Origin of the sequence: Inediibacterium massiliense (assembly GCF_001282725.1) — a bacterium.
GTDB lineage: Bacteria > Bacillota > Clostridia > Peptostreptococcales > Thermotaleaceae > Anaerophilus > Anaerophilus massiliensis.
The window spans coordinates 820,259-836,321 of record NZ_LN876586.1 but is presented as its reverse complement, the minus strand read 5'-3'; the positions used below and the strand labels follow the sequence as shown (position 1 = coordinate 836,321).

Genomic DNA, 16,063 nt, shown 5'->3' with positions numbered 1-16,063 from the left:
CCTTTTTTATGAAAGACTTTAATATATTTAATATTGAAATATCTTCTAAAAATATATACTTATACGTAATATCAACTAAAAACATATCTATTTGTCCTTTATGTAATAAGACAAGCAAAAGAATACATAGTAGGTATTATCGTACATTAAAAGACCTTCCTATTCTAGGATACCCTTTGGAAATAATAATGATCTGTAGAAAATTCTTTTGTGATAATCCATGCTGTCATAGAAAGGTTTTTACTGAAAGATTCCCAGATTTCATTAAGCCATATAGTAGAAGAACTGATAGATTAGATAATTATTTAAGATTCTTTGCTTTTAGTACTAGTTCGAATGCTATGGCTAACATTTTGAAAAAAATACCAATGTCAGTAAGTAAAAATACACTCATTAGGATATTAAGAAATACAGATATACAAGTAAATTGTGATGTTAAATATATTGGAGTTGATGACTTTGCTTTTAAAAAGGGGAATAATTATGGAACATTAATTTGTGACTTAATATCTCATAAACCAATCGACCTTTTACCTGATAGAAAATCTAAAACCTTTGAAAAGTGGTTAATTCAACATCCACAAGTAGAGATAGTTAGTAGGGATAGATCTGGAGCTTATGCAAAAGGAATAAAAGATGCACATAAAGAAATCATTCAAATAGCTGATAGATTTCATATCTTTCATAATCTATTAGAAGGGGTTAAAAACTTTTTAAAAAGAACAATATCAAGCAAATTAATAATCAAACTACAAGGGGAAGTATCTAGAAAAGAAATTAACGAAATCACTGAGAAAAACTCTAATACTCAAATAACAAAAGCAGATAAGGAAAAAGTTGAGAGACATAATAAGAAGAAAGAATTAATTAGAGAAGTAAAAACTTTACATTCACAGGGAGATTCAGTGTGGGAAATATCAAGAATTACAAAATTATCTAGAAAAACAATTAAAAAATATATTGAAGAAGATGAAGAGAAAATAGTTATATATACAAGACCGCAAAAGCTAAGTATTATCAATGAATATAAGGACTTTATTAAAGAATGTATTAACAATAACATGAAGGCTACAGAAATATTAGAAAAACTTAAGCTAAAAGGCTATAGTGGTTCCTATGGTACAATTACAAACTACATACGAAAATTCAAAAAAGAAGAAGGTGTCCTATCCACGAATAACACCTCGAAAAATAAAACAATATCTAGGTATAATATAGCCAATTATATGTGGAAAAATAATGATGAATTAGAAGAATACCAATTGAAAGATTTAAAATTAGTTTTTAACAGCAAACCTATTATAGAAAAAATATATAGGTATATTCAAAGCTTTAGGAGCATCTTTAAAACTAAAGATCTTGAAAAATTCAAAATATGGGTTAAAGAAGCTTCGGAAAGTGACATAAAAGAACTTGAAAGGTTCTCTAATGGCATAATTAAAGATTTTGATGCGGTTATGAATTCATTTAAATATGATTATAATAATGGTCTGTTAGAAGGTCAAATTAATAGACTCAAAATGATAAAAAGACAAATGTATGGCAGGGCTAAATTTGATTTGCTCAAAAAAAGAATCCTATATGTAGATTAGTTTTTAAAAATAGTTTTTTATTTTTAATATAAATACATACTTCTTCACCAAAAGTGGGAAAGAACCAATTTTAGATTATCATAAACATTTTTCAGCTCATAGATCTGAGATATGAGAAAAAAAGCACCATCCTTACAACAAATATAAACTTTAATAATTGGGATGAAGTTTTCTATGACGCAATAGTAGCTAACGCTATTTTAGACCGAATATTACATCATGCTCACATCATTTCTATTAGTGGAAAATCTTATAGACTAAAAGATCATTTAAAACAAGACAATGAGTAAAAAACTACATTCTTAAATGATCAAAAGTTTACATTCTTAACTTGACGTTTATAATATGAATTAATCATATTTCCTGAGCTTTTTATTACCTTACCAAAAAAATCACAAGTTAAGTTGATGCTATGCAAACCTCTAAAAAAGTAATTTTGTTAGCTCTAAAAACACTATATACAGTGTTTTTTCAATCAATGTACTGTATATAGTGTATAGTTTTAGACTACAAGTTTTTCAAATCTTTCCCATGCACCAGCTTAACTTTGTTTTACGTTTGACCTTTTCTTGATTTTAATTACACAATGCTATCCCTTCACAATGTAGCATACATTAAATAAAATCTCATTCTTCTCAATTGAAATAAGAAAATGATTTAATGGAACTACCCCTTGAATAATCTCTGTGTCTCCTCCTTGATACCTTGCCATAAATAATATTGTTTTACTTGGTGACATTTCTATCATTTCTTTTAGAATTTTTTTAAACTCTTCACCAAACATATCTTTAATAATAATTGGTGTAAGATTTTCTAGTATGTCTCTATCCTGTATCCAAAATATTTTTTCTTTACACTCTTTGTCAAAATCTGTATCTATTATCGGTAAAGCACTAAAAAATCCATTTTCAAATTTCCCTAGAGAATACCAAACTCCAGAAGCTTGACTCATATACTCCCAAATTTTATTATATCTTAATTTTTCTTCTTCTTCGCTTATTATATCAATTATTGAATCAATTTTAACAGCTTTGTGTTGTTGCACTACAACTATATTTAAATCAAATGACATAATAACCTCCTTCTATACTTAGGGTAAAAAATGTTCAAACCTCCAGTCCGTTTCTATTCGTTTTCCATTTTTTACATCTTTAAGAACTATATTGCCTAATTCGTTTATTCCTATATCAGGATTCTTTCCCATCTTATTGAAAATTTTTCCGTAAGAAGAATCACCTTTTATCTGTTTAAGTATCACTGGCTTCACTTCCTTATGGAATACTTTTTTATCTATTCCTAAAATGCTTTTAAATTCCCTATTAGATTTAGGAAAAATATGCTTACCTTTACTCGCAAAAAGTTGTAAATTAATCTTAAAAAGATCATCACTTTTTCCCATCCACTTTAATAATTTTGCACCCTTCTTTGTCTTCAGTAGTAATTTTGCACCTTTGGCAATTCCACCACCAAAGAAGTTACTGCCAATGCTTACTGCCGCTAGAACTCCCATCCCTATATGAGCATTAGGATCTACAAGAGTGTTTATATCATCTCCTATTAAAAAATCATAGACTTCCGTTAAACCATCCTGTAGCGGATCGTCTGGACAGTAGCAAGGAGAATGTCCATTTGGATCAGTATATACTATTGGGTTATTGTAGCAGTAGGTATATAAGTTTAAACTCTGAGGATTATCAATAAATCCATTGAATGTGTCTCGAGTTATAAACCTTCCTGTTTCTGGATTGTAATAACGAGCATTTAAATAATATAATCCAATATTTTCATCATAGCGATAACCAGCATAACGATATGGATTAATCACATTTCCTGAGCTTTTTATTACCTTACCAAAAGAATCATACTCATAAGTAGCAACAGTATTACTATTACTATCTGTCAGAGCTATTACATCACCATGTCCATTGTAATGATAATAGTATTTATTTCCATTTCTAGTCATACTAATAAGGTTACCATAACCATCATAAGTATATGAAGCCAATATATTGTTGTTGGAATCAGTCTCACAAATAACTTTATTCCCATTTCCACTATAATGATAATACACTGTATTTCTTCCCGTAGTCATACTATTCCTGCGACCTAATGCATCATAAGTAAAGGAAGCTAAAGTTTCTCCTGTAGAGTTTTTTACTTCTATAAGATCATTAGCTACATTATAGACAAATCTACGACTACCATCACTAAGCAAATTTCCATTGTTATCATAAGTGTATCGCTGACCATCAACTACTGTCATTTGATTAGCTGCATCATATGAATAACAAATAGTTTGTCTATTGCTACGTTTAGTTACCTTTTTTGTTAAACGATTTCCAGCAGCATCATAACTATATTCTATTATAGTACCATTAGGAATAATTTCCTTGATCAAACGGCATAAATCATCATACTCAAAATTTGTAATTCCTTTTAAAGTAGTAATTGCAATTATATTACCTCTAGAATCATATTTGTAGCTATCACTGCTAAGAATTTTACCATTATCAGTATAATTTACTATCTTTGACAAACGATTAGCTTCATCATAACTATTAACAGAATAACCACCATTTCCTAGTTTGAAAGAAACAGGTAAACCTTTTTCGTTATAAGCATATTCTGCTGATATGCCATTTCCAATAACTTTTCTTACCCTTCCTAAATCATCATAATTATAATTTGCATTATACCTATAACTACCAAACTGACCAGTTAAAGCTGTAATTTCCCCTCCATTGTTATAAGAATAATTTGTTTGATTTCCTTTAGAATCAATCGACTTAGTTAATGCATCTAATTTATTATAATTAAAAGATGTGGTCTTATTTGTAACTTTATCAGTTATCTCCGTGCAATTACCATTAGGATCATATTTATAGATATATTTAGTATCTCCATTATATTTTATTTCTTCTAAGCGATCTACTGCATTATATCCAAAACCAATAGTACCTCCTGTTGGATAAGTAGTTTTTGTGAGATTACCAGCTAAATCATAAGAAAAACGAGTACTTTTATTTAAAGGATCAGTTATTGTTGCTATTGCATCTACTTCATTATATCGATATGCTATAATATGATTATTAGGGTCCTTAGCAGAAAGCATATTCCCATTAGCATCATAGGTATATTGACTATTACTTTCTAAAGGTCCATTAACACTAGTAATACGATCTAAATTATCATAACCAAAGTACATAGACTTTCCAACACTATCCATTACTTTACTTAAATTACCACTATTGGTATATTTCATGTTGATTGTATCGCCTAATACATTAGTAACTGAAATTGGATAGTTTCCTAATGAATCATATTGGATCTGAGTAGTATTCTTCCCTTCTTGCAAACGAATACCATCAAACCTTACAAAACCATTTTGGCTATCAAATTTGCATTGTATTGTTATACCAGTAGCTTCTTTTTCTAAATGAATATTTCCTACTAATTGCTCCCATGAATGGCTATTGTTTTTGTTAAATTCAAAATCATATGATTTTGTTGTGTTATCTTTATATTTAACAATAGCTCTAATACCATAAAAACCACCTTGCTGACTAGCTAACCAAGCTTCAGACCACCCAGATAAAGTTAAATCCGTATTTGCTGGAATTGATAAGTCTACATATTGTGAAAGATAAATATCTGAAAATGATTTATCACCCATTACTCTGACACTAACTTCTCCATGAAAAACCTGATTTTCTCCATTATTCAATTCATATGGAGCATGTGCTTCCCAATCATCAGGAATACCATCTTTATTTACATCTTTCTCAAAACTGCTATTACTTAAATAGTTATATGTACTTAAGTTAGCTCCTTCTTCTAATTGAATTCCATCAAAATAAGCTGTACCCGATGTAGCTTTCATTGCTATAGCTGGTATAATTTTAGTTGTTCCTGCTGGAACTTTATCAGATGATAAAACCAAATTTATTCTTGTCCAATCATCTGCATCTTTTATATGATAACTATCTACTGATCCTAAAAAAACACCACTACTATTATAGCATTTTACTTTTAAGTAAGCTGCATTTGTAGAAAGATTATTTGCTTTGATATATCCACTAAAAGTATACGTTTTTGTGGGATCATAGGTAACTGCACTATTATTAGCATATTCTATCCAACCATTTGGATTGGAAATCCTTAATGATTTATTACCAAATTTTGAAGTTTCTTGAGTAATAATTTTATTCGCATTACAATCTGGTTGTATAGAAAGTTTCCAATCAGTAAGATTATTCTCAAAACTTGAATTAGTCACTATATTATCGGCTGCTGATATCGTTTCCGTTTGCTCTACTATATTACCATATCGATCATACTTCATAGTATTTCCTTGTTTAAATGAATCTATAGTCTGAATAATATTGCCTTTCATATCAGATACTGTCTGTGCAGTACTCTCACCAAATGTAACAATATGATTTGTCCCACTATAATTTATATCAGTACTTTGATTAAGTGAATTTGTAGCTGAATTTATTCTTCCGTAATCATCATAATTAATTACATAAGAAGTATTACCACCAGACGCAACCGTATTTGCATCTGCAACAGATGTAAGTCGCTTTTTACGTGTATCATAGTTTATCAAATTACGATAATTTAAGCCTTCAGGATCTTCAGAAACTTTTATAAGTTTACCCATATAGTCATATTCATAAGATACTTTATGTCCATTAGCATCAGTAATTGTTGTACAATAGTTTGCTGGATCATAGGTTATAACTGAAGTAGACGTCGATAACGTCCCATTTACTGTAATTTTTCTTGTTACTGTAATAACCCTATCATATTTATCATATCCATAAGTAATGAAATTGCCATTAGGATAGATAATTTTAGTTAAATTATTATTGCTATCATACTGATATGTGATAGTCTTATTATTCTGATCAACAACTGAAATTAAACGGTTACTGTTATCATAGTTATATTGTACTTTTTTACCTGAAAAGTCCATAGCTTGCTTGACTTTTCCGTTTTCACCATATGAAAAAGTAATAGTACGCCCAGATGGATCACTAATACTTTGTAATTTTCCTGTACTAGTATTATAGTTGTATGTTGTAATATTATTATTTTTGTCAGTAATTCTAGTTATTTTTCCATTAGTATTTAACGATATTACTGTACCATCATTTTGCTTTAATGTATATGTTCCATTACTTTCTTTAACTATTCTAGCCCGTGAAGCACCACCACCTGTAGCAGCTCCTGGAGTAGTTTTAGAAATATATACGTTATCTATCCAATGTAAAAAGATATATTCTGTCCCATCAGCATCATATAAGTTAATAGCACCATCTGAATATTCTAAGCTAGTCTCAAGATTAGATGTCCAATTTTTTCCGAAAATCCCTTCTTTTTTTGAACGGCTATTATACGTACGCGTGATATTGATTGGCTCTCCTCGCCCAGAAATAAACATATCTACTGCTTGTTCCACTAAGTTTCCATTATATACATTCGTTAGTTCACTTGTAAATCCCCATTCACTATCTACCCCTAAAGAATCTAAGCAATAAAAAAATGTTATTCTCGGTCTTTGACTTCTATCTGACACCTCACTCGAACGAAATGATGCTACTCCTAATTTATCATTGCCAGTCAAAGCTAATCCGTAATTAGGTTGAAATCCACTATACCAATCTACGCACAGTGGTGTTATATCAACACTATAAGTACCATTTCGATAGGTATCAGTCTCTCCCCAAAATTTCCCTGTGTATTCGTCTTCAAGTGTAAAAAGTCCCCATTCCCCACCAATAAGCTTTGCAGAAGCTTCAACTGGACCATATGCTGGTTTTGTATCCCACGTAACTTTGTCAGGATTCCAAGGAGAAGTTATTCTATGCACATTAATTTTCCCTAGATTTTTATGTCCATCCCAACTATAATATTCATATGTATTTGCAGTAAAATTAGCATATACAACGATTGCTCCTGAAGGTAATTTAGGTAAATCGAATTTTATATATGCTTCACAATATTCATCTGCATCCCAAGGCCATTCTTGCATCGCCTGTATTCTTTCTTCCCAATCATAAGCCAATTGATTATATCCTACTTCCAGACTATAATCATCATAAAAATTAGAATGTTGGCACTCTGATCTTACATAAGTATCTTTCGGCCCAAAATTTGTATGATATAGTATTGGATCAATCACTACTGGATACGCTCTTTTTTCACTCTTTAACCATTCTTCGTCTATTATAACGTCAATATAATATTTATCATTTTCTTCTCTTAATTCTAATAAAATATTTTTAGATTTAACCCCTTTAGAATCTTTCATGTATGGAGCTCGATAAACTGTAATCAATTTATTTGTTTCTTTTTCTTTTATCAAAATACTTTTTCCGTTTTTACTTTTCTCCATATATAAATTGTCTAAATTAACCTCGAATGAAAATGTGTTTTTATCATTATACCTATGCATAATAATATCTTCTTTTAGCATATCACCTTTTACTGTATAAGAAAAATCTACATCCTTAAAGATTCCTTGATATGTTAATTTGTTATTTTCCTCTGCTTTTTTATCTATAGCTTTTTTGACTTCCTCTGTTTTTTTATTTTTTTTAGCTACAACTTTTTTTACTATCTCAGGTTTTTTATCTTTCGCATTTTTTTTATTAGATCGTACTAATTGTTTATTTTTTTTTCTATCTTCTTTATTCTTTTTAAACTCTTTTCCTACATATCTCATGCTAATTGGATTAATACTAATACCGTTTTTCCCTGCTTGGAACCAAATAAAATCTTTTTCGCCTGATAACTCACAAAAATATATCTTAAACTCATTTGCTTTATTTTCATACTTAAATCCTTTTTTATTTGTTTCTATTAGTTCATTATCTATTTCCTTTAAACTTTTATCTTCACTCAAATAATGAATTGGCTCATTATATACTTCACACATAAAGGTTTTACTATTCTCATCAAAAAAAGTTTTAGAATTTTTAGTTCTTTGAGAAATTATTTCTTCTTTTATTTTTTTTTCAGATAACTGTTTTTCTTCAGTTTTTACGTCTGCAAAACTATTAGAAATTGGCAAAAATAAATTTACAAATACCATGGAGATAATCAAAAGAATCGATACAGCATTTTTATAGAAATTTCTTTTCCTATTAGAAAAAAGCATACAAATCTTCCCTTCATATTTTATTCAGAACAGCTAGCACAATGTACTGTTATCTTTTTAATTCCATTCTCATCTATGAATTTAACTTTTGCACCATTACTTTCACAAACATCTCTTATAGGAAAAAACAAATGATTATCCACAATTCTAGGTGCTACCCTTAATGAAATTGTTTTACCATTAATACTTGATATTTTATTATTAGTCATTAATATAATTTGTCTATTTCCTTTAGTAGCTTGAATAGATTTTGAAAAATCATCCCAACTAACTTGATACTTTGCTTTTTCAAAAAGAGGCCTAAATTCAACAAAAGCAATCCCATTTTCAATAAAAGGTTCACTATTAAATGCAATTTCTTGGTCATTGATTTCAACAATTAATTCATTAGACTCATTTGCTAATGCTATGGATGAAAATAACAACATAAAGATAAATGTTGTTACAAATATTATTTTTTTCATGGCCAATAGTATCCTCCTTGTAAGTTTTTAATATTCGATTTTTAGTACTATAATTTTGCTAAAGCTATATTTGGTAAATTATTTCAAATAATTTTTGCTAATATTAAAAAATCATTTAATATAATCCCCGTTCATAGTATATAAAATATAAAAAAACTTATATAAATACCGTTATTTTAATACCTTTTCATTATTTTGTGAAAGATTATATTTCCTTGTTATACTTTTCATAAACATATTAAAACCTCGTTTATTACAAATATGGTTAAATCCCAATGTTGGAATATATATATCAACAACACTCTTACCATTTTCCATAAACAAATCTTTTTGTAGCCCCTTGACATTTCCATCAGTAATTATAAAAATAACATTAGCATTATTATTTTCTAATTCATTTAACAAAGATATATACATCTCCATATCATTATTTTTAACCACACTATCATATGCAGTAATTCCTATCCATGGAGCATCTTTTTTATAATGATTACTCACTTTGTACCATATTTTATAGTCTTTTAAATTTCTAAATGCTCCTAGAGAAATATGCTTTGTTTTTATAATTTCTTTTATTTGTTCACATAAATCATTACAATCATTGAAATCATTAGATTGATTAAAACTTTTTAAAATATCATTGATAATATTAAACAAATCTTGTCCTTTAATATCTTTATCTTTTGTTTCATAAAATGCATGATAGGCAGCATCTATTACAATAGACATTTTAGGACCATTTTTATTTTCTATTGATTTATAAACTGCATCTGTAACAGAATTAACTAAATCTTGTGATTCTATTATAGAATAAAATACATTTTCCCAGTCTTTTTCATCTAATTCTGAAGAAACCACATTTATTTTTATTATTTCTTGTGCTAAAGGTATCACATTGTCATTATAAACATTATTATAGACTGTTTCATAGACTGCATGATGTACTGTATTAGTTATTAATCCAAGATTTACTTCCCCAGATGCTTTATCTAATGCCTCATTTACGCTATTGCTTAGTTTATCTATATCAAAACAAAGTTTCATTGCATCAGGATGATAAAAAAACTTATTTGGTTTTATTTTTACTTCTATATCTTCATCTACTTGCATTCCTGCTAGAATACCTAAATATAGTAGAAGAGAACGCATATTTTCTACGCTATCATTTTCAAAGTAAACTTTAATTTCGTTATCTTTACTATAATCAATATTTGAATATTGTTTTGAAAAATCATCACTTCTTGTACCGTATATATAACATGATTTAGGAGTTTTTGAAATAATTGTTCCTATTGAATTTATCTCATCTTGTCCAATTTTTTCTAACAATAATACATTTGATTTTTTTATATCACTTTGTAACTCTTCAACAATCTTTAAATCATTTAAACAATTACTACTAAATATTTTTATTTCTAAAGGATATTTATCCTGAATTTCTTTATAAGCTTCAACTGCTAATGGAATATGACTATCACTCCCAAGCAATAAAACAACTTTTATTTTGTCTAGACTCTGTCCATTTACATTTGGGATATTTATAGCTTGAATGATTATTATGCTAAAAAAAATTACAATAGCTATCAACCTTTTATGAATTATTTTAAAACTATACATAAAAACTTCCCTCTTTTCATGATATTTAAATTATTATGAATTCCTTATAAAATAAAGTATGCATCTCTTTACTTGTATCTATTATTTAGTAACTCCCTTTTAATATAAGTTACATAACCGTAAAAGTTCAAATATACACTATACAATCGAGTAAGAGGTAAAATAAAATAATTTTCCCAACTTCTCACACCACCAAGCAAACCGTTCGGTACTTGACGTTTCATTAAATTACTTCCATTTTCTAATATCTAGCCGATAGGTTCTGATAAAAGATTGATTTAAAATATTCATTAGTTAGACTTCTGGATAAGATTGGGCTGTTGGCTATTCGTCAGTAGTCTTTTCTTATATTACCCCATTCATAAGCTTTATGCCTATTTATTCCTAGAGATATGCAATTTTTAACCTTAGCTTTTGATTTTTCCATTGTCTCCATATACACATTCTTAACCTTTTTCTAATCCATCCCTCAAGGCTTTTCATGATAGCTTTTGCAAGTGACAAGTAATTTACCCATCCTATTATCACTTGGTTAAGTCTTCTAATTTTTTCTTTCATGCTTATGCTATAGTTTCTTGAAGTTATTTTTCTAACCTTATCCTTGAATCTCTTAATGGCTTTGGGATGTGTTCTTATGTTATATCCTCCCTTTGCAGTATAGAAAGTAACACTTAAAAATTTTCTTCTTGTAAGTCTATCCCCTAAACTCTTTTATTCATTAACTTTTGGTTTTATTTTCTTTTCTAGCAATGTCGTTACACTTTTCATCACTCTTTGTTATACCCTTTTGGATTTTTTGTATATATTGCAGTCATCACAATATCTACAAAGTTTATGTCCTCTTTTTTCCAGTTCTTTCTCTAAATCATCTAATAGAATATTTACTAGCAGTGAACTTAATAGTTCTCCTTGAGGAGTTCCTTCTTTACTTCTTACAGTTATTCCATTTAACCTAATTTCTGATTACAGATAACGACCGTATGAGTTTAAAGATTTCTTTTATCCCTCATTCTTTCTTATACCCTGTCCATCAATATGTCGTGGTTTACTCTATCAAAGAATTTTTCTAAATCCATGTCCACTACATATTTATATTTTTGACTCATATGCTCTTTAACATTTAGCACAACATCGTGAGCTTTACTTCCTAGTCTAACACCGTAGCTATTATCAAAAAATATTTCTGTTAAGATTTATGCCATAGCTTGTTGAATTAATCTATCTAATACGGTAGGTATTCCAAATAATCTTATTCCTTCATCTGTCTTGGGTACTTCAACTTTTCTTACAGTACTTGGTTTATATTCACCCTTTGGGATATTTTCTTTAATAACTGGCCAATTTTGTTTAAGGAAAGGTGGTAGCTAATTTACCTTTATTCCGGTTCCCTTTGTTCTTTTTTACTCTTTTTAGAGCCATAAGCATATTTTTTCCTTGAAAGTATCCTTATCTAAAGAAGTATCTGAATCTGCACTGAATATCTCCTTTGGAGATGCCAAAGATATAGTAGGCACTCCGTACATACCTTCGGGTTTACAACCTCTCCTTTGCACTGAAGCCTTCATATGAAGTTTTCTGCTGTCATAGTATATCCTTTGAAACCTTCAAAACCTCTTCATCCTCCTTAACGTTCAGTCCTTACTTATCTATTAATGACTAGATAAGTAATATAACTTCTACTAACTTCTGAAGATTCACTCATACATCACTGTATGAGTTACTATCTCAAAATCCATCTCCATAGCATATCCTTAAAGCCTTCCCAGGTAAGAACGATAGCCTTCATTTCATCTATCTGCCACATTTACTGCTTGAGATTCGTGTAGTGTTGGACTTTGTTTTGTTACACAAACTCGTCCCTCTCAAGCAACCTTTATATGTGATTCGTATTCCTCAGACTGATTTGCTTATGGCTTCCTTCAAATTCTACCTCACGGTGGACAACATTGCCTTCGGCTAATGGTTCTCACTCTACCAACCCCACAGCGGACTTTCATCGCCAAGTTATCACCTATGCCTATGCTGGGCTCACAAAAAAACATCCTTTATCACACGATAAGGATGTAGCCAAAAATAGATTTTATACTATATTTGTACAAATTCCATCACCTCCCTATGCATCGTAGGTAGCTTTGCGATTCCAAATAGGTGGTATTCTGACTTTCAGCAAATAAAATACTGATTCACAGTGGCGGGACCGTTCCGAACTTTCATCGGATTCCCCATTAAATCATTCCGTTTATCACAGAAATGATGCCTATTTGGTAATATTTATGAAATTTCATTTTTAACATTATACACTATCAAAATAAAAAACACAAGATTACTCTAAGTTCTCATATAACTAGATGTCATTTAAAGACTTCCACTTAAAAGTTTTAAAACCACTATATAAATTATAATAAATATTTATATTATAGCAAAATTAGATACCTTACAAAATCTCCATGATCTTATAAAATCAGATTTAAATATAAAAACTCCACCTCAAATCTAAGTATACTTATCTGTCTATATTGTCAATACTTCACCTAAGGGGGTATCCACTATGTCTGAAGTATATAAAGCACTTGGTCAAAGAATAAAAAAATATCGAAAAAACAAAAATCTCACAACAGCTGAATTTGCAAGCATTTTAAATATTTCAGCAGGACATTTAAGCAATATCGAAAATGGTACATATGACATATTTCGCTTAGAATTACTCTTCAAAATTGCGGATGAACTCAATATAAATCTAGAAGAACTGCTTCAATTTGAATGCATGGATTTAAAGAATATACTATTAGATCATGCTATAAAAAATATTGCTACTAACCCATCTTCTCCTGAACTAGCATACATCAACAAATGGCTAAATGCTCTAGCCATTACCTACTTAGCTACCATCGATAAATTTAAAACCAATAAAGATGCTATCGAATCCATCACCAATCATTTGATCAATGAATTACATTTAATCAAAAAAATAGGCTAACTATACAATGATTTCCCTCATTCCTTTGAGGGAATCTTTTTTTATTTGTTTATTCAAATATATAAAAAATATTTTTATATTTGAATATTTTCTTCACTTCTGCACATTCTAATCCCAAGGAAGGAAATAGATGAAAAAGCAGAATCCACACCTTAGTTGTTCAAGCATCAGGGCTTTTCTAGATTGCAACAAGAAATATCAGTATCAATACTTAGACAAGATCAACATTCCTAAAAATCAATCCATGAAGTATTTATCTTTTGGCAAAAGCATTCACAAAGCATTAGCCAAATTCAATAGAATAAGAGATCAATCCCAAAGAAACATAGATACCCTTCATGACCTTCTGAGAAAAAATTGGGGTCGAGAAGGTTACAGTTCTATTGAAGAGGAAAGAGCCTTTGGACTAAGAGATTTGGATATGCTCACTAGATATTACGAAGATCCAAAAGACCAAGGAAAAGAAATCCTTCTTATTGAAGAGATGCTTTCCATAGATTTAAAAGAATACATCCTTGATGGTGTCCTGGATAAAGTCTATGTTACTCATGACAACAATCTTGAAATCATTGACTATAAAACAGGCAGTAATATGTATCCATTAGACAACCTCCAGCTTCCCATCTACTTATTTTTATCCAAAGAAAAGCTAGGGGTTTATCCCAACTTGGTAAGCTACTACTTTTTATCCCACAATAAAAAATATACCAGGGAAGTTACAAAAGAATTGATCAATAACTTAAGCATGAATATACACAACCTATGCACATCCATTATTAAAACGAAAGATTTTCATCACAACAGTACCCCATATTGCAAATCAAACTGCCAGTACTATCAGCTGTGTAGCATTTTAAATGTACTCATTCTTTCAATATAAATACTAACCTTAAAAACTAAAGTAAAAAAAGTACCCCTTTATCAATGAAATTCACTGCTTTTTTGCTCATCGACATTTTTTCTATGCTACTTTTTAGGACTTAGTCATTTTTTTCATGAAATCTATGAGCTTTGAATATATTTTAGGGAGGTCAAAATGAAAAAACAATCTATCTCAAGGACTATAGAGCTTGTCTATAGTGAAAATGAAAATGCAAAATTAAACTTTATCAAATTCATGGTGGATTATTTCATGGATCATCATATAGCTGAGGTGAATATGTATGCCAACCAATTCTCAACAAGTAATAAGAAAAATTGATGATTACATAAGAAATAAAGATACTTTAGGTAAGGATGGGCATAAAAAAACATTATTAGATCCTACCCCTGAGCATTACGCTGCTATTTATGCTAGGATATCGGGAAAAAATGACAGTTTTTCTTTAGATTCTCAGAAAGAAACCTGTACAAAGTTCATTGAAGAAAATAACCTACTTCTCTACAAAGTCTACGAAGACAAGGAATCAGCAAGAATGAAACATTTCTATGATCGAAAAGAGTTTAAAAAGCTTCTAAGTGATATGGAAACACGCATGTTCAAAAACTTAGTACTCATTCGTAGAGATCGTCTTTCTAGAAGAGTAGATGATTTCATGCACTTAAGAAGAATTTTTAAGAAGCATAATGTGAAAGTATTCTATGCAAAAGAAGGCAATCTCAATTTCGACACCAGCTCTTATATCACAAATTTCTTAGAGAATATTTTAATGTCCATCAGCACATTAGAACCTGAGTATATTTATCAAAGAACCAAAGGTGGCAGACAAAATCTTAGATATAAAGGAACTTTTCAATGTGGCAATCCTCCCTTTGCTTATAACAAGGTGAAAGGTAAAAAACATGACTTTGAAATTAACTCAGATGAATCAGCATTAGTTAAAAGGATATTTGCTACCTATAAGAACTCTATCATTAAAGATGGTAACACCTTAGATGCCTTGATTGAAAATTCAAACAACAATCCTATTAAAAAAATCACCAAACCCTTCCTCAAAAGAATCATACAATGTCCCTTATACGGAGGAAAAATAATTATCGAAGAAGATGATACCACAGATGATTGTGTTATCTGGGATAAATCTAACGGAGAATATCTATTAGATGAAGAGAAGTTTATGAAGTGTGAAAACTTTACAAAGATTATAGATTGGAAAGACTGGAAAGAAGTATTCCTTCATTTCTATTTCACCTTTAGATAAAGACTATCTATTTAAAAAGCTATTATATTGTAATACCTGCAAGAAACCTCTCATACTTAAAGACGACTATTATACCTGTAAACCGCAATGTATGAAAGTGCACATAA

14 protein-coding genes and 1 riboswitch are annotated in these 16,063 nt (G+C 29.6%); of the genes, 6 read left to right on the top strand and 8 right to left on the bottom strand.

Annotated features, from left to right (window positions below):
* Positions 1-8 precede the first annotated feature (8 nt).
* Together BN2409_RS07680 and BN2409_RS16810 are read left to right on the top strand one after the other, a co-directional pair.
* Positions 9-1,592: an ISL3 family transposase gene (locus BN2409_RS07680; protein ID WP_199872949.1), complete on the top strand. Its 1,584-nt coding sequence runs from the start codon at positions 9-11 to the stop codon at positions 1,590-1,592.
* Positions 1,593-1,666: 74 nt separating this feature from the next.
* A complete protein-coding gene (locus tag BN2409_RS16810; protein WP_330375412.1) occupies positions 1,667-1,882 on the top strand; it encodes an ATP-binding protein in 216 nt (71 codons plus the stop codon).
* Between the two features lie 299 nt (positions 1,883-2,181).
* On the opposite strand, the gene BN2409_RS07675 is transcribed toward BN2409_RS16810, so the two are convergent.
* The 8 genes from BN2409_RS07675 to BN2409_RS17160 all read right to left on the bottom strand — a co-directional run bounded on the left by BN2409_RS07675 (position 2,182) and on the right by BN2409_RS17160 (position 12,403).
* Complete coding sequence (locus BN2409_RS07675; RefSeq protein ID WP_053956043.1) at positions 2,182-2,664, bottom strand: hypothetical protein; 483 nt, start codon at positions 2,662-2,664, stop codon at positions 2,182-2,184.
* Between the two features lie 18 nt (positions 2,665-2,682).
* Positions 2,683-8,691, bottom strand: a complete 6,009-nt coding sequence (locus tag BN2409_RS07670; protein WP_207642560.1) for a DNRLRE domain-containing protein — start codon at positions 8,689-8,691, stop codon at positions 2,683-2,685.
* A gap of 86 nt (positions 8,692-8,777) precedes the next feature.
* The gene (locus BN2409_RS07665; RefSeq protein WP_242847931.1) at positions 8,778-9,221 is read right to left on the bottom strand and encodes a copper amine oxidase N-terminal domain-containing protein; all 444 of its coding nucleotides are present in this window, start codon (positions 9,219-9,221) and stop codon (positions 8,778-8,780) included.
* A 171-nt stretch (positions 9,222-9,392) separates the two neighbouring features.
* Complete coding sequence (locus BN2409_RS07660; protein ID WP_053956040.1) at positions 9,393-10,838, bottom strand: cobaltochelatase subunit CobN; 1,446 nt, start codon at positions 10,836-10,838, stop codon at positions 9,393-9,395.
* 384 nt (positions 10,839-11,222) lie between these two features.
* Entirely contained in the window at positions 11,223-11,453 is a 231-nt protein-coding gene (locus tag BN2409_RS17165; RefSeq protein WP_278320209.1) for a group II intron maturase-specific domain-containing protein, read from the bottom strand.
* A 162-nt stretch (positions 11,454-11,615) separates the two neighbouring features.
* Entirely contained in the window at positions 11,616-11,780 is a 165-nt protein-coding gene (locus BN2409_RS17825; protein ID WP_422723681.1) for a reverse transcriptase domain-containing protein, read from the bottom strand.
* Positions 11,781-11,854: 74 nt separating this feature from the next.
* Positions 11,855-12,019: a reverse transcriptase domain-containing protein gene (locus tag BN2409_RS17820; protein WP_422723680.1), complete on the bottom strand. Its 165-nt coding sequence runs from the start codon at positions 12,017-12,019 to the stop codon at positions 11,855-11,857.
* Between the two features lie 228 nt (positions 12,020-12,247).
* Entirely contained in the window at positions 12,248-12,403 is a 156-nt protein-coding gene (locus tag BN2409_RS17160) for a hypothetical protein (RefSeq protein WP_199872948.1), read from the bottom strand.
* Between the two features lie 564 nt (positions 12,404-12,967).
* Positions 12,968-13,115: riboswitch (cobalamin riboswitch) on the bottom strand.
* A 271-nt stretch (positions 13,116-13,386) separates the two neighbouring features.
* Between BN2409_RS17160 and BN2409_RS07650 the strand changes: the two genes are divergently transcribed.
* The 4 genes from BN2409_RS07650 to BN2409_RS07640 all read left to right on the top strand — a co-directional run bounded on the left by BN2409_RS07650 (position 13,387) and on the right by BN2409_RS07640 (position 15,956).
* On the top strand, positions 13,387-13,815 hold the full coding sequence (locus BN2409_RS07650; protein WP_053956039.1) for a helix-turn-helix domain-containing protein: 429 nt from the start codon (positions 13,387-13,389) through the stop codon (positions 13,813-13,815).
* Positions 13,816-13,945: 130 nt separating this feature from the next.
* Complete coding sequence (locus BN2409_RS07645; protein WP_053956038.1) at positions 13,946-14,695, top strand: RecB family exonuclease; 750 nt, start codon at positions 13,946-13,948, stop codon at positions 14,693-14,695.
* Positions 14,696-14,851: 156 nt separating this feature from the next.
* Entirely contained in the window at positions 14,852-15,016 is a 165-nt protein-coding gene (locus BN2409_RS17155) for a hypothetical protein (RefSeq protein WP_199872947.1), read from the top strand.
* Positions 14,979-15,956, top strand: coding sequence for a recombinase family protein (locus BN2409_RS07640; RefSeq protein WP_053956037.1), 978 nt, complete (start codon positions 14,979-14,981; stop codon positions 15,954-15,956). Before BN2409_RS17155 ends, BN2409_RS07640 begins: the two co-directional genes overlap by 38 nt.
* Positions 15,957-16,063 lie beyond the last annotated feature (107 nt).

Bases quoted from the DNA above. Each gene is read 5' to 3' on its own strand.
- BN2409_RS07680 (WP_199872949.1), top strand. From the start codon at position 9: ATGAAAGACTTTAATATATTTAATATTGAAATATCTTCTAAAAATATA.
- BN2409_RS07675 (WP_053956043.1), bottom strand. From the start codon at position 2,664: ATGTCATTTGATTTAAATATAGTTGTAGTGCAACAACACAAAGCTGTT.
- BN2409_RS07670 (WP_207642560.1), bottom strand. From the start codon at position 8,691: ATGGTATTTGTAAATTTATTTTTGCCAATTTCTAATAGTTTTGCAGAC.
- BN2409_RS07665 (WP_242847931.1), bottom strand. From the start codon at position 9,221: ATGAAAAAAATAATATTTGTAACAACATTTATCTTTATGTTGTTATTT.
- BN2409_RS07660 (WP_053956040.1), bottom strand. From the start codon at position 10,838: ATGTATAGTTTTAAAATAATTCATAAAAGGTTGATAGCTATTGTAATT.
- BN2409_RS17160 (WP_199872948.1), bottom strand. From the start codon at position 12,403: ATGAAGGCTTCAGTGCAAAGGAGAGGTTGTAAACCCGAAGGTATGTAC.
- BN2409_RS07650 (WP_053956039.1), top strand. From the start codon at position 13,387: ATGTCTGAAGTATATAAAGCACTTGGTCAAAGAATAAAAAAATATCGA.
- BN2409_RS07645 (WP_053956038.1), top strand. From the start codon at position 13,946: ATGAAAAAGCAGAATCCACACCTTAGTTGTTCAAGCATCAGGGCTTTT.
- BN2409_RS17155 (WP_199872947.1), top strand. From the start codon at position 14,852: ATGAAAAAACAATCTATCTCAAGGACTATAGAGCTTGTCTATAGTGAA.
- BN2409_RS07640 (WP_053956037.1), top strand. From the start codon at position 14,979: ATGCCAACCAATTCTCAACAAGTAATAAGAAAAATTGATGATTACATA.